General features: G+C 35.6%; 14 protein-coding genes. 3 read left to right on the forward strand and 11 right to left on the reverse strand.

The genetic code is table 11. The annotated features are described in order from the left end of the window. Nucleotides 1-13: 13 nt before the first annotated feature. The 9 genes from ACQWU4_RS18340 to ACQWU4_RS18380 all read right to left on the reverse strand — a co-directional run bounded on the left by ACQWU4_RS18340 (nucleotide 14) and on the right by ACQWU4_RS18380 (nucleotide 8,409). Nucleotides 14-619 carry a HEPN domain-containing protein gene (locus tag ACQWU4_RS18340; RefSeq protein WP_429937195.1) on the reverse strand — a complete coding sequence of 202 codons (606 nt, stop codon included), beginning with the start codon at nucleotides 617-619 and terminating at the stop codon, nucleotides 14-16. Then, the gene (locus tag ACQWU4_RS18345; RefSeq protein WP_429937196.1) at nucleotides 612-1,658 is read right to left on the reverse strand and encodes a ParA family protein; all 1,047 of its coding nucleotides are present in this window, start codon (nucleotides 1,656-1,658) and stop codon (nucleotides 612-614) included. Before ACQWU4_RS18345 ends, ACQWU4_RS18340 begins: the two co-directional genes overlap by 8 nt. A gap of 210 nt (nucleotides 1,659-1,868) precedes the next feature. Beyond that, on the reverse strand, nucleotides 1,869-3,494 hold the full coding sequence (gene groL / locus ACQWU4_RS18350; protein WP_429937197.1) for a chaperonin GroEL: 1,626 nt from the start codon (nucleotides 3,492-3,494) through the stop codon (nucleotides 1,869-1,871). Between the two features lie 111 nt (nucleotides 3,495-3,605). Next, complete coding sequence (locus tag ACQWU4_RS18355; RefSeq protein WP_080776869.1) at nucleotides 3,606-3,884, reverse strand: co-chaperone GroES; 279 nt, start codon at nucleotides 3,882-3,884, stop codon at nucleotides 3,606-3,608. A gap of 176 nt (nucleotides 3,885-4,060) precedes the next feature. After that, nucleotides 4,061-4,195, reverse strand: coding sequence for a hypothetical protein (locus ACQWU4_RS18360; RefSeq protein ID WP_429937198.1), 135 nt, complete (start codon nucleotides 4,193-4,195; stop codon nucleotides 4,061-4,063). A gap of 277 nt (nucleotides 4,196-4,472) precedes the next feature. Beyond that, nucleotides 4,473-4,964 (reverse strand): hypothetical protein, encoded by a 492-nt coding sequence (locus tag ACQWU4_RS18365; protein WP_429937199.1) that lies wholly within the window; start codon nucleotides 4,962-4,964, stop codon nucleotides 4,473-4,475. 150 nt (nucleotides 4,965-5,114) lie between these two features. Continuing rightward, the gene (locus ACQWU4_RS18370) at nucleotides 5,115-6,332 is read right to left on the reverse strand and encodes a cation:dicarboxylate symporter family transporter (RefSeq protein WP_429937200.1); all 1,218 of its coding nucleotides are present in this window, start codon (nucleotides 6,330-6,332) and stop codon (nucleotides 5,115-5,117) included. Between the two features lie 78 nt (nucleotides 6,333-6,410). Beyond that, entirely contained in the window at nucleotides 6,411-7,697 is a 1,287-nt protein-coding gene (locus tag ACQWU4_RS18375) for a CitMHS family transporter (RefSeq protein WP_429937201.1), read from the reverse strand. A gap of 19 nt (nucleotides 7,698-7,716) precedes the next feature. Then, the gene (locus tag ACQWU4_RS18380) at nucleotides 7,717-8,409 is read right to left on the reverse strand and encodes a DUF2490 domain-containing protein (RefSeq protein WP_429937202.1); all 693 of its coding nucleotides are present in this window, start codon (nucleotides 8,407-8,409) and stop codon (nucleotides 7,717-7,719) included. A 151-nt stretch (nucleotides 8,410-8,560) separates the two neighbouring features. On the opposite strand from ACQWU4_RS18380, the gene ACQWU4_RS18385 reads away from it, so the two are divergent. Both ACQWU4_RS18385 and ACQWU4_RS18390 read left to right on the forward strand, forming a co-directional pair. Further along, entirely contained in the window at nucleotides 8,561-9,667 is a 1,107-nt protein-coding gene (locus ACQWU4_RS18385; protein ID WP_429937203.1) for a sensor histidine kinase, read from the forward strand. Continuing rightward, a complete protein-coding gene (locus ACQWU4_RS18390) occupies nucleotides 9,667-10,365 on the forward strand; it encodes a LytR/AlgR family response regulator transcription factor (RefSeq protein WP_429937204.1) in 699 nt (232 codons plus the stop codon). Before ACQWU4_RS18385 ends, ACQWU4_RS18390 begins: the two co-directional genes overlap by 1 nt. Before the next feature lie 224 nt (nucleotides 10,366-10,589). Here the strand turns inward: ACQWU4_RS18390 and ACQWU4_RS18395 are convergent, their stop codons facing one another. Next, a complete protein-coding gene (locus ACQWU4_RS18395) occupies nucleotides 10,590-12,980 on the reverse strand; it encodes a M1 family metallopeptidase (RefSeq protein ID WP_429937205.1) in 2,391 nt (796 codons plus the stop codon). Nucleotides 12,981-13,047: 67 nt separating this feature from the next. After that, nucleotides 13,048-13,626, reverse strand: coding sequence for a HupE/UreJ family protein (locus tag ACQWU4_RS18400; RefSeq protein WP_429937370.1), 579 nt, complete (start codon nucleotides 13,624-13,626; stop codon nucleotides 13,048-13,050). Nucleotides 13,627-13,695: 69 nt separating this feature from the next. On the opposite strand from ACQWU4_RS18400, the gene ACQWU4_RS18405 reads away from it, so the two are divergent. After that, entirely contained in the window at nucleotides 13,696-14,196 is a 501-nt protein-coding gene (locus ACQWU4_RS18405) for a DUF6702 family protein (protein ID WP_429937206.1), read from the forward strand. The last annotated feature ends 568 nt before the right edge of the window (nucleotides 14,197-14,764 follow it).

The following is a 14,764-nucleotide window of genomic DNA, read 5'->3' on the forward strand; positions in this document are numbered from 1 at the left end:
TAAGTCTTAATTGTTATATTTGAGAATGTATAGCTTTAACAAGTTTTATAATAAAATTCCTGACATCGTCTACTAGCCCTCTATCAATCGGATTTTTTGATCCTAAGGTATAATCAAAATCAGCTTCGTGGGCTATTTTATTACGTCTATTTACAATAAGCGCTAGCCTATCTTTGATATCTTTTGGAGGAATGCCCATTTCTGGACTAATAGTATTCCAGACATTTGTAAAATCAATGAAACCGAGAGCTTTTTCAATGCTTGATGGTGACTGGTAAGAATCTTTAGCAGTAATTTTTTTTATTTCTCCATCAAGAATTGCTTTCTTTTCATGTTGTTCATCTGTTGATAGAATTAGATTTAGAGTTTTCAATGTAATCGTAAAATTATCAAAATTTTTGTTAGTAGATTTACTTCCTTCAAAAATTGCAAGCATACCTTCTTTAACTAATTCGTGAACATAGTGATCAAAAGCACTAACTAATAGTACAAATTCGGCACGTAAAATTTCTGTAAAGTCCAAAGCTTCCACTTTATTATTTTCAAAATACATGTATATACTAGCCAATGAATTAATGCTTTCAATATTTTTATCAAATATATTTAGGGGATTACTCATTTTTAGTTAATATTATAATTTTTTCAGCTATTGTTTTATAAAGTAAATTAAACCAATTTAATGTTCTTTCCTGAGAAACTCCTAGATTTGCTCTTTTAGGATCAATATTATAAATAGGAATTGACAATGTATTTGATAATGCAATCAATTTATTAAAATTCGATATTTCACCTAGACAGTATTTGTCAATTTCCCTTTGGCTTTTTAATTTATTATTTAACCTAGATGCTTTATGGTACTTCTCTTGATCTAAGGTTAGATTTACTTTTGCTAACTCAGGAACTAGGCCGTTATGAACAGCATCACTTATTCTATTCATAATTTTAATAAATGATGATGAAGGCATTCCTGATGAGAGATTGAAATCATTTATTGTATACCCTAGAAATTTAGGAGAAGTTTCTGGTAAAGGATATTCAGAATCAGAAAAAATTGGTCTAGCTGTTAGTGCCCAACGCTCCCATTGAGGTAAGATTCGTGCCAATGAATTAATTGCCATTAACGAAAATAAATCTGGTGATGTTGGAACTAAAAAATAATCAGATGAAATAAACAGATCTTGATTTATTGAGCTCAAACTTGGGTTCATATCTATTAATACATAATCAATGTTGTATTTAGCTGCTGTTTTTTCAATTAAATAGTTAAATGATCCGGGTAAGTTTTTAAGAGTACCTAGAGCATTTGATAGTTGAAATGAGACACCTAATGCAACTTCATATTCAGTTAAATCTAAATGACCAGGTAAAAGAAAGAGTTTTTCATTGGATTTTGGATTTAGACAATCAATAGCTTCAATTAATTTAGGCCTTGCTTTGAATGCTGGTTCTAAAGCATCTTTAATATTGTGTTTATAACTATCATCTAAAAGTTCTTCATACCTTTTATTGCCTATAGTGTATAAGCTAAGATTACATTGTGAATCAGCATCTACTAATAAAACTCTTTTGCCCAATTTGGTTAACATCCAACCCAAATTAAAAGTTGTCGTTGTTTTGCTAACCCCTCCTTTATGGTTAAAAATTGCAATTTTTTTCATTATTAATTTTTAAGATATAATCAAATATATGCATTTGTTAAAACGTAAAAAATACTTTTTATTATTAATATATAATTTTTTATAATAAAACTTGGTTGACTAAATTAAAGTATTAAAGTAATATTTCCTTACGGAAAACCATAATTCAAATAAAAAAACCGCTCTATAAAATAGAACGGTTAGTATATTAAATTGTCTCAGCAACAGCTGTTACATCATTCCTGGCATTCCACCACCCATTGGCATAGCTGGCTCGTCTTTTTTCACTTCAGTGATTACACATTCAGTGGTAAGAAGCATTCCGGAAACAGAAGCTGCGTTTTCAAGGGCAACTCTTGTTACTTTGGTAGGATCTATGATACCTGCTTCAAGCATGTTTACATACTCGTCAGTTTTTGCGTTGTATCCGAAGTCTCCGCTTCCTTCTGCTACTTTGGCAACGATTACAGAACCTTCACCGCCTGCATTGGCAACGATTTGTCTTAATGGCTCCTCAATAGCTCTTTTCACGATTTTGATTCCTGTAGTTTCGTCAGAATTGATCCCTGTAAGGTTGTCCAAAGCAGAGATTGCTCTTACTAAAGCAACACCACCACCTGCAACAATACCTTCTTCTACAGCTGCTCTTGTAGCGTGTAGCGCATCGTCAACTCTGTCTTTTTTCTCCTTCATTTCCACTTCAGAAGCAGCACCTACGTAAAGTACGGCAACACCACCGGCTAACTTAGCCAGTCTTTCCTGAAGTTTTTCTCTGTCGTAGTCAGAAGTTGTAGTTTCCATCTGTGCTTTGATCTGAGCTACTCTTCCTTTGATTTTAGCTTCGTCACCACCACCGTTTACGATCGTTGTATTGTCTTTATCAATAGTCACTTTTTCAGCAGTTCCAAGCATATCCAGAGAAATGTTTTCCATGGTGAAACCTTGCTCTTCAGAAATTACCTGACCACCTGTTAAGATCGCGATATCTTCCAGCATTGCTTTTCTTCTGTCCCCGAATCCCGGAGCTTTTACAGCAGCAATTTTAAGAGAACCTCTCAGTTTGTTTACCACCAAAGTAGCTAAAGCTTCACCTTCCACTTCTTCAGAGATAATCAATAGAGATTTTCCACCCTGAGCAATTGGCTCAAGAACCGGAAGCAATTCTTTCATGGAAGAGATTTTTTTCTCTACCAAAAGAATGTATGGGTTTTCTACTTCAGCAAGCATTTTCTCAGGATTAGTCACGAAGTAAGGCGACTGGTATCCTCTGTCGAACTGCATACCTTCTACAACATCAACCGTTGTATCGATACCTTTAGCTTCTTCTACAGTAATTACCCCTTCTTTACCCACTTTTCCGAAAGCTTCAGCGATCAAAGCACCGATAGTTTCGTCGTTGTTAGCAGAAACTGAAGCAACCTGCTTTACTTTGTCTGTAGAATCTCCAACCTCCTGAGACTGAGCTTTAAGGTTCTCAACAACTGTGGAAACAGCTTTGTCGATCCCTCTTTTCAGATCCATTGGGTTAGCACCTGCAGCTACGTTCTTAAGACCTTCTCTTACGATAGCCTGTGCCAATACAGTAGCGGTAGTAGTACCGTCTCCTGCAATATCATTAGTTTTGGAAGCCACTTCTTTTACCATCTGCGCTCCCATATTTTCTACTCTGTCTTCAAGTTCGATTTCTTTTGCCACAGAAACACCATCCTTAGTTACGTGAGGTGCCCCGAAAGATTTTTCAATCACAACGTTTCTACCTTTTGGTCCTAAAGTTACCTTTACTGCATTAGCCAATGCATCAACTCCTCTTTTTAAAGCGTCTCTTGATTCAATATCGAATTTTATTTCTTTTGCCATTTTATTTAGATATTAGATGTTAGACGTCAGATATTAGACGCCAAGCATTATTTTAGAATTATTTTTTTATTCAGTTTTAAGTCTGAAATCTGATGTCTTGTATCTGGAATCTTACCCGATTACCCCAAGTAAATCTCCTTCCTTAACAATTAAATAATCTTTTCCTTCCAGCTTTAATTCAGAACCTGAATATTTTCCATAAAGAACTTTGTCACCTACCTGAACCGTTGTTGGCTCATCTTTTTTACCAGGACCTACTGCCACTACAGTACCTTCCTGCGGCTTTTCTTTTGCCGTATCCGGGATAATGATACCTGAAGCTGTTTTAGTTTCGGCAGCGATAGGCTCAATAAGAACTCTGTCTGCTAATGGTTTAAAGTTTACTGACATAATATATTTATTTTTTAATTATTTCTGTCTTGTAATTCTCTAAATGTATGCCATGAGACACTGGCGGATGAAATGGCAGACTTTTATTTTCGAGTGTGAAAATTTGGCAGAAAAATGAAAAAAATAAAGCCGGAAATTTTCCGGCTTTCAGTATTTAACTCTAATAATTCTGTGAATTAAGGGCAGTATTGTCCCGGCCCAATCCATAAAGTGCATTTTCCTTGTTCGTTCCATTCGCAGCAAACAAGTCTGGCCGCTCCTCCTACAATGGATTTTTGAGCGTCTCTGCTTAATGATTTAGCATTTTTCATGATTAATATTTAATTTGTTTTACATTCCTGAGCATTTAATGTCAATCAGGATTTTTGACGATTTGGTGTGATTGTTATTCAAAGATAAGGAAAATATAAATGCGTTATTCACTGTTTGTAGATTAATTGTTGTAGTTTGTATTTTGAAAATCAGTGTTTTAATAATCTATCAGTAATAGGGTAGTTGTGGATTTTTAATTCGGACCAATGTCTAAAAAAAGAAAAAGCTTACTGACATAGTAAACTTTTGATTCTTTATTTTTTATACCAAGGCTTATCAATCATCAATTTCTACTTCAAATGTTCTTCCATCACTATCTTTCAATGTTGCTGTTCCATTTTCATCTAATTCTTCAGAAGAGAGCCGGCTTTCAATAGGATGAACATCATCATCTAGCCAACCTCCTTTAGGGAAATTTATTCGTTCAACTTCTCCATTATTTACATCTACATCTAGAGTGTAGGTATTTGAATATCCGGTTTCAGGATTATAATATCTTACAGTAGCAGGAAGAGTTCCATTGTAGACTCTTTTTCCATCCTCAAAAGAATTTTCGTTTTCTTGCTCTTCGTCATAATAATTTTCATTCTGCTCATCATCACTTTCAGTATATTCATCATCATTATATTCATTTTCGGAATAGTTGTTATAGTATTCTGTACTTTCATCATTATAATTTGATGCTTTTAATGTTCTCTTTTCGGTATCATTTTTCTTGCAGGCAAAAATGATCAGTGACATTACAAAAAGTAAAGCAGTTTTTTTCATTCAGGTGGTTTTTAAGTTTTTTTATTGATTCAAATTTACACATTTATAGAGATAAGTATAATTTAAAATTGAATCAAATTAATGTAAATCAGTAAATTGTAGAGGGATGAATGTTAAGATAACTGTTGTACCAGATCCGGCAAAAAAATATTATTGTATTTCATGATTTTTTGAAGCCTGGTTTATTTTTGAAATAACCGCCCCGGAAATAGCAATACTTATAAAATTTGTTACCGATCTTGCTTCATTCATAAAACGGTCCACACTGTAAAGGAGTGCAATATCCGTTAAAGGAATTTTCCCAAACCTGTTCAAAGTGAAAATAAGAGCAAGAAATCCTGAACCCGGAACACCGGATGCCGTTTTTGAGGTTACGGAAATAATGACGAAAAGCCACAGATAATCGGTGACGGTCAATGAAATATTGTAAAACTGGATCAGGAAACAGCATGTAACCGAAATATAAATACACGCGCCCGAAAGATTAAAATTATATCCCAACGGAATTACAAACCTTAAAATCTTCCTGCTGTAGCCTTCAGACTCCATTTTTTCAAAGATCAGAGGAAAAGCTGTTTTGGAGGATGATGTAGTGACTACAAGGATAATCTCCTCTTTTAAATCAAGCAAAAATTTCCAGAGCTGAATTTTAAACAGATAAGAAACAATTCCCAAAATCCCGATGATAAAGACAATATCAGCCAGATATACTGTTGCTACAACTTTACTTAGTGGCAAAAGCGTATTGATGCCATATACAGAAACTCCATACGCGATATTGCAGAAAATAATAACAGGCAGAATAATATAGAGATACTTGATCACAGTATAAAAAACCTTAAGCCCACGGTCCAATAAGTTCAGAAATTTGTCTCTTGCACCGGAAAGATTCATGAAAATTCCTGCAAGAATTGACACAATAAGAAAAATTCCGTGCCTGTTGAGGTATAAAGCACCGGATATAGTGGAACTGTTAATTTCAAAGGTTTTGGGAAGTGATTTACTAATTTTAGCAGGATCAATGCCCGTATCTGCTCCGGGTTTTACGGCAAAACCGAAAATAAATCCTAAAATAATAGCAATAGAACTAATGATCAGAAAGTATAGAATGGTTTTCCAGACAATACTGCTTGCGTTTTTAATTCCTGAAAGCTGACAGATCCCGTACATAATCGCCATGAAAATAACAGGAAGAATGATTATTTCCAGAATCATAAAAAAATACCGGCTTACAATTCCCAGCTGAATGCTTGCCTCAGGGGCATAATATCCTGTAAGCACTCCACCGAGAATTGCGGCAAATACATATAAGGTAAGATTTTTTAAATACCTTCCTGTGAATGTTTTCTTTGTTTCAAAAAGATTCATCTGAAAAAATATACGGTCTGTACAAAACCGGTATTTGATTATACATCCGAAATATAATGATAATTATCGAATTCAAAATTAAATAACCCCAAGAATCAGTGCTGCCAGAAGCATTACAATGGAAGAACCCAAAGCCCATTTCAGAGTATATTTCAAATGATCCGAAAATTCTACCCCTGCTAACGATACCAATAGGTAAGTTGATGGAACTAACGGACTCAGAAGATGGGAGCCTTGCCCGATAAGACTGGCTCTTCCTAATATTTCCGTTGAAATCCCCAGCTGATGGCCGGTAGCAACGATAATAGGTAATATTCCAAAGTAATAAGCATCATTCGAAAGGAAAAACGTAAGCGGAATACTGAATAAAGCGGTTACAATATTCAGATAACCTCCCCAGCTTTTCGGTACTATTTCTATCATGCTGTTTCCCATCGCCTGCATAATGCCTGAACCATTCAAAATTCCTGTGAAAATCCCTGCCCCGAAGATCATTCCTGCTACGGATAAAGCATTTCCTGCATGCTTGGAAATAATTTTCTGCTGATCTTTCAGTTTTGGATAATTGATAATAGAAGCTATACAGAAAGCAATCATAAAGGCAATACCCAAAGGGACAAGATCCAATATCATTACTACTAGAAGGGTGATTGTAAGAATAAGATTAATCAGAATCAGTTTCGGACGGCGGAGTTTAGGATCTACCTCGCCAATAATATCATTGCTGTTATAATTCGTGAATTTTCCATGTTTGGCAATTCTTATTTTCTCTCTTCTTCCTAAAATGTAGGCAACGAATATCACCCATAGAATTCCTATTGCCATAATGGGGATCATAGGAACAAAAATTTCTGTATGTCCAAGTTTTAGGGAACTCATTACCCTAGCTGTAGGACCTCCCCATGGAAGGATGTTCATAATCTGCCCGGCAAGCATAATGATACAGGTAAGGATTAGCGGATTCATGCCCTGTTTTTTATAAAGTGGAAGCATAGCAGCTACTACAATTAAATAGGTAGAAGAACCGTCGCCATCCAGTGAGACCAATGCTGTAAGAATGGCAGTTCCTATTGTTGTTTTGATAGGATTGTCTCCAACAGCTTTTAAAATGATGTTCACTAAAGGCTCAAAAAGCCCAGTATCGATCATTAAACTGAAATACAAAATGGCAAAGATCAGCATCACACCTGTAAGAGCGATTTCTTTAACACCGTTTTTCATCATGTCTCCCAGTTCAGGTCCGAAACCTGCAAAAAGAGCTATGGTTACAGGTACGATAACCAAAGCTGTGAGCGGAGTCATTTTTTTGTTCATGATCAGGACCATGAAGATCAGAATCATGAGGAATCCAAGGAATGTAAGCATTGATGATTTGATTTTATAGTTACTTATTTTTGTTTTTTCTCCAGTCGAAGCTGTTTCTGTAGCCGATGTAGCCGTAATTGCTTGTAGATCCGGTTTCCAACTGATTGATGAAAGCTACCTCAATTGCTGAGTTTTTACCAACCTTAATTCCGAGCCCGGCTGTTAATCGGTTGCTGTCAAAAGGATCTTCTTTTACCACATTCATCCTTAATTCATTTTTCAGGATACCGTATAGCTTTTCTTTTTCTCCGGCTCTGTTAAAAGGAATTTTCAGAGAAATCAGGTAACGGAGTCTGACGATAAATTCATTGGGATTGCTTATAAACCTTTCTTCCACGCGGAAACGGTGTGAAACAGAAGTTCTTCCGATATTACCTCCAAGAGTCACCTGCTGGAAGGGTCTTTTTTCATACCTCTCTTTTTTAGTATTATCAGATTTATAAGAATCCAGTACCAGAAACATAAATCCGGCAGCAGGTTTCACGTCGTTGGCTACCTCATAATCTACATAAGCAGAAACAAGAAAAAGCCTGGTGTCATAGGCAAGATCAAAAGAACGATACTGCGACAGAGCTGTCAGCGTACTTTTATCCGTCAGTTTTGCCGACATCAGATACTGGAACCACATATTGTAGTTATCACGGCTTTGCGCCTTTGTTTGGCCAATTATTGCCAGCAGCAAAATGATGGTTAATTTGAATTTAATTTTCATGTAATATTGAGTTAATATCCTGATGTCTCAAATATATTTATAAGAACCAGCCGCAGATTTATTTTTCAATCAATGACAGTTTTTATCAGTGAACTGCAGGACAGGCTGAAAAAGATGGTATATTTGAAAGATTGAAAATTGGGATTTTTAGATGTTTTTAATTATAAATATTGTATTTATATTATTGGTTTTCAGGATTTTGTTTAATGCAAAAATTCTGAAAAGACTGATGGAATATCATTGGGGACTTTTACTGAAGTTTCAGCATATTTTTTTCCTTTTGGTCTTCATTATCATCACTTTTTTTACCGAAAACTACTTTTTGGATGTTCCGGAACTCATCTGGAGTGTTTTGTCCGTTGTTATTTTTAATGTCGGAATTTACAGCGTTGTCTATTTTTATCTCGTCCCGGAATTCTATCTTTCCAATAAATATCCCGAGTTCATCCTCTTCGCACTGATTACTTTTCTTGTCTCAAGTCTTTTTAGAATTCTGTTGGAACCTGCAGTGTTTCAGATGCATTTTAATGAGAACCTTTCCAATACCAAATTTTTGTATAATGTGTATACTGCGCAGGGAATTGTAATATTAGTTGCCTCATTTCTTGGTATTACGAAGGATAAATTCCTCATTGAACAGGATTTTAAAGACCTGGGTGAGGAAAAAGACCAGCTGTATCTGGATCTTTTGAAATCTAAAATGAATCCTCATTTTTTACTGAATACCCTTAATAATATCTATTCCAAAAGTTTCCAGCCTTCAGAAAATACTTCGGAATCTATCTTACAGCTCAGCAAACTGCTTCAGTATGTGATTTACGATACAAGTAAAGAGAAAATAAGTATGGCTCAGGAGTTTTCATCAATTAAATCACTTGCAGGGCTTTATCAGTTAAAGTACAATAATGTATTGAAGATTCATTTCAATATTGAAGATGAAGAGACTCTGGAATTAATTGATATTCCGCCTTCGGTGTGTCTCACTTTATTTGAAAATGCCTTGAAACATTCTGCGGTGGGAATAGAAGAGGGGAGTTACATCAATGTCAATTATAAAATACAGGATCAGGTGCTTTTGTTTGAGGTCCAAAATTCTGTGGCAAAGAAAAGGAACTCCGTTAATAATATGAATGACAGTGGTTTGGGTAATGAAGCAGTGATCAACATTTTGGAAAAAAATTATGCAGGAAGATTCACCTTTATATCTGAACCTGCAGAAAACAATAACTATCAGACTATTTTAAAAATAAAATTGTAATGGCTAATCTGACGATCGTAAGTGTTGACGATGAATATCCGGCTCTCCAGCTTATCCAGAAGTATTGCGAACAGATGGAAGGTGTGGATCTGCTGAAGGTTTTTCAGAATCCGGAAGAAGCGCTGGAATACCTTAAACAGAACAGGATAGATCTGGTGATTCTGGATATCAATATGCCTTATATCAACGGAATTGAGCTTTTACATCAGCTTCCTTACAAACCGTTGTGCATATTTCTTACTCTGGAAACGCAATATGCGGTCAAAGCTTTTGAACTGGACGTTGTACATTATCTTGTAAAGCCTGTGGATTTTGAAACATTCAGAAAAGCTATTAATAAAGCAAAAGACTTCCTGCAGTTTAAAAACTCTGCGGAACATCAGAAAAAGGAAGATTTTATCATGTTTAAATCCAATTATGTGATGAACAAAGTTCTTCTGGATGATGTACGCTGGGTGCAGGGATTCGGGGAATATATAATTTTGGTGACGCATCTGAAAAGGTATATGCTTCTTGAACGGATGTCTAATTTTGAAGAGAAATTTCAGAATTTGGGGTTCATCAGGATTCATAAGTCATATATTGTCCTGTCTTCCCATATCAGTTCGTACGATACGGCTCATGTATATCTAAAAGACGGGGAAAAGCTTCCGCTTGGAAGAACATATAAAAACTCTTTAAAAGCTTATATGAATTGATTATAAAGGCAGCTTCGTCAGATCAATTTGAAAAATTGATTCACTCTTTGCACTCTAAATGTTTTCAAAGAAGAGTAAAACTTTGCGTTTAAAAAATCTCTCGCAGATTACACAGATTATGCAGATTTTTTAGATGTATAATTTAAAGATATCTAAAAAGACTTTAGTCAAAATCTAGGTTCAATAAAAAAGGTTGTCTCAAATGTGAAACAACCTTTTTTAGTTTATGATTTCTTTCCGGCGGCCTGCATCGGATTTTCTTTTCCGCTGGCTCCTCCTCTTACCGGACCGGCACCTTGTTTCTGTTTAAACAACTGGAATTTTGAAACCTGACCATCTGCACCGCCACTGTTCCATAAATTATTGGAAGTATCAATATCCGCAGTTTCCCTCATCGGATCAAGCTGTATAGATTTGATCTTTTTATCAAAATAATAAGTCTTTGAAACCTTTTGCTCATTCTGTCTCCATATCTGTGCGGATGATTTGTCATACAGTTTTGATCCGTCTTCAAAAGTGAATTCAAGAATGATCGGCATTACAAGACCACCTTTGTTTACGAAGTCAATCTGATAGCCTGTAAGATTTTTGAACTTCTCTTTATCCTTAGCATCCAAAGGAATACCCGCTTCTGCTTTTACAGTATATTCTTTATCATTGTCTACTTTTTCCTGGCCTCTGTCATATCTGTAGTAGAAATCCTGCAATTCCTTGTCTTTATCCACATAGAAAGTAATGTTTTTATCTTCTCTGTTTCTGATTTTTGAAATATCTTCAAATGAATTTTGAAGTGGCTTTTCCACTTTATATTTTATTTTCTTAACTTCTTTTGGTGGGGTGTTTAGGTCCGGAGTAGCAACAGTCACCTTATCGATCGCAATATCTACAGGATCTGTTCCGTAGAACCATCCTCTCCAGAACCAGTCAAGGTCTTCACCGCTGGCATCTTCCATTGTACGGAAGAAATCTGCTGGCTCAGGGTGCTTGAAGGCCCATCTTTTAGCATATGTTTTAAAAGCTTTGTCAAAAAGCTCCCTTCCCATAATGGTTTCACGAAGGATATTTAAACCTGTTGCTGGTTTTGAGTAAGCATTCGGGCCAAACTGGATAATGTTTTCAGAATTACTCATGATTGGTTCCAGCTGATCTTTCGGCAGCTTCATATAGTCTGTGATTGTCCATGCCGGACCTCTCTTTGAAGGAAATTTATTATCCCATTTTTCTTCCGTAAGATATTCCGTGAAGGTATTTAGGCCTTCATCCATCCAGCTCCACTGTCTTTCATCTGAGTTAATGATCATCGGGAAAAAATTATGTCCGACTTCGTGGATCACTACTCCGATCATTCCGTTTTTGGTTCCTTCAGAATAAGTTCCGTCCTTTTCCGTTCTTCCGTAATTGAAACAGATCATTGGATATTCCATTCCGTTGGCTGCCTCTACAGACTGTGCTACCGGATAGGGATAAGGAATTGTGAATTCAGAATAAGTTTTGATGGTATGGGCAACAGCTTTTGTTGAGTATTTTCTGTAAAGGTTATAAGATTCTTTAGGGTAGAAACTCATGGCCATCACTTTATTGTTATTTTCAGGAATAGTAACACGCATTCCGTCCCATACGAACTTCCTGGATGAGGTCCATGCGAAATCTCTTACGTCATTAGCTGTAAATTCCCATGTTTTTCTCTGTTTGGAATGATTTTTCTCTGCTTTTTTAGCTTCATCCAATGTTACAATTTCAACAGGTTCGGCAGCACTTTCAGCCTTTCTGTACCTTGCCATCTGGTCTGAGGTTAAAACCTGTTCGTAATTTTTACACTCGCCGGTTCCGCCTACAATATGATCTGCAGGTACATTCATCGAAACTTTAAAATTTCCGAATACCAATGCAAATTCCCCGCGTCCTGTGAACTGGTGGTTCTGCCATCCGTGAAAATCACTGTAAACACACATTCTCGGATACCATTGGGTCATCGTGTACAGATCATTTCCGTCTTCTGCAAAATTTTCATAGCCGCCGCGGCCGCCCATTTTAATTCTGTTCGGGATATTGTAGTTCCAGTCTACTTTGAAGACCAGTTTTTCTCCTTTCTTTAAAACTTTCGGCAGATCAATACGCATCATCGTCTTGTTCACCGTGTATTTAAGAGGATTTCCGGAAGCATCCGTTACCTTTTCCAGATTAACGCCGTAGCCGTTGTCTTTTTCAGGAAGCTCAGTTACTTTCAGCTGCTGATCATTAGTTGAAGCAGGAAGAGTGGAAGGAAACGCAAAACCTGCATTTTTTACATTAGACTGTTCGTTTTCATCCAGTTGAAGCCAGATATAATCCAGATCATCCGGAGAATTATTGTAATAGGTAATGGTTTCGGAACCTTTCAGGTTTCTTTTGTCTTCGTCAAGATAAGCGGTGATATCATAATCGGCTTTGTTCTGCCAGTATCCCTGTCCGGGAGCTCCCGAAGCCGTTCTGTAAATATTGGGAGTAGGAAGTATGGTTCCAAGCTGTTCAAACCTGTTCCCATGGTTACTTCCCGGATTGTTCTGAATATTTTGTGCGGTGAAGCCTGTATATGCAAATACAGAAAATGAAAATAGTGCTGCTTTTAATTTCATTACCGGATTGATTTAATAGTTGTCAAAGATAATAATAAGTAGTTGAAATATTGAAAATGTTTCAAAGTTAAAACGGAATTCTTTCCAAAGTCATTTTTAGAGCCAATGCAAATACTCCGGAAGATACAAACAGGATCCAGTCTTTCTTATTCACCTTAAAAATATTGAATAAGACGAATAAAAGGATAAGAATGGCAGCCACGATAACAATCTGTCCCAGTTCCAGTCCGATATTAAAGCCCAATAACGGAACAGCAATGCTCTGGCTTTTGGTGATCATTACCCTTGCCGTATTCGCAAAACCCATTCCGTGAATAAGTCCGAAGATGGCTGCCAGATAATAATTGGCCCGCATCAGGGTTTGCTTTTTATTTTTCATAAGGATATTATCCAGAGAGGTAAGAACTATGGTAAGAGGAATTAAAAACTCTACCCAGGCAGAAGGAACCCTGAAAACGTCAAGAATACTCAATGCCAGTGTAATGGAATGCCCGATTGTAAATGCGGTCACCAGAATCAGAATTTTTTTCCAGTCAGTATAAGAGTATACAGCAATCAAAGCAAGAACAAACAGCTGGTGGTCCAGGGCATCGAGAGAAATAATATGTTCCCAGCCCAAATTCAGATAGAATAGAAAATCCTGCATCATAACGTAAAAATATAATGCGTACGAAAATAATGATTAATTTCGAACAAATTTTAAAGATCAGGACATATGAAGAATTTATGGCTGTTTTTGTTGCCGGTATTTTTTTTATTCTCTTTTTCAGAAGCGAAGCACCCTTATCATGTAGGTTCTGTAGAAATTAATTATAATGCTAAGTCGAAGTCTTTTGAGATCACCGGTAGATTTTTCCTGGACGATCTTGAAAACGGATTGGGTAAAAAATATGGAAGCTCTTTTCATTTCAATGATGAAAAGTATAAAACCAAACTCAATGAGGCTCTGGAAAAGTACTGTACAGAGTATTTTAAATTAAAAGCTGACGGTAGATTTTTAAAAGTAAATTATATCGGATATGAAGAAGACAGTGAGTCCGTTAATGTCTTTTTAGAATCGGAAACGTTACCTGCTCCTAAGAAGGTAGAGGCTGCAGTCAGTATTCTGTATAATCTTTTTGATGACCAGATCAATATTATTCATATGGTCGTGAATGGCGTGAGAAAGAGCGAAAAACTCACATACCCGAACCGTTATTTGTATAGGCAGTTTTAGTTATTGCAGTATTCTTGGTTCTTTATTCCACTTTTTACAAATATTAAATCACTAATTGTTGATTAATAATTTTAAGTTGTGTTTCTTTTGAAATTATTTTTAATGGTTATTTTTCAAAGAATTTTAAGTTTTGGTGTTGATAATTTATTTATAGTATTATTTTATTAATTAACACATATTGTATTTGTTTTTTCTTTAAAATAAATTATATTTGTGTATGGCTATTTTAGCATGGTTAATTTTTAATTAATAATTTATTAAGGTAAAATTTTTCATCAAAAATACAATTTGATTGAATATCAAAAATTATTGGGATGAAAATGAAACAGATGCATTCTTTATGAACATTTAGTGGAACCAATAATTTGTATTGTTTAAGTAGGGATTAGAATAGATATTCTAAATTAATACTGAATAATCGTGTTTATAAGCGGTGTCCAATAAAGGTTAAAAAGATAAATACCTGAATAATAAAGATCGGTTATCTGAAAGCAGACAACAGAAAAATTCAAAGCAGCTGATCAATAGCCAAATAAAATCTTTAATGTAAAGTAAAAATTTCCCGTTT

Origin of the sequence: Chryseobacterium sp. MIQD13 (assembly GCF_050496705.1) — a bacterium.
Classification (GTDB): Bacteria; Bacteroidota; Bacteroidia; order Flavobacteriales; family Weeksellaceae; genus Chryseobacterium.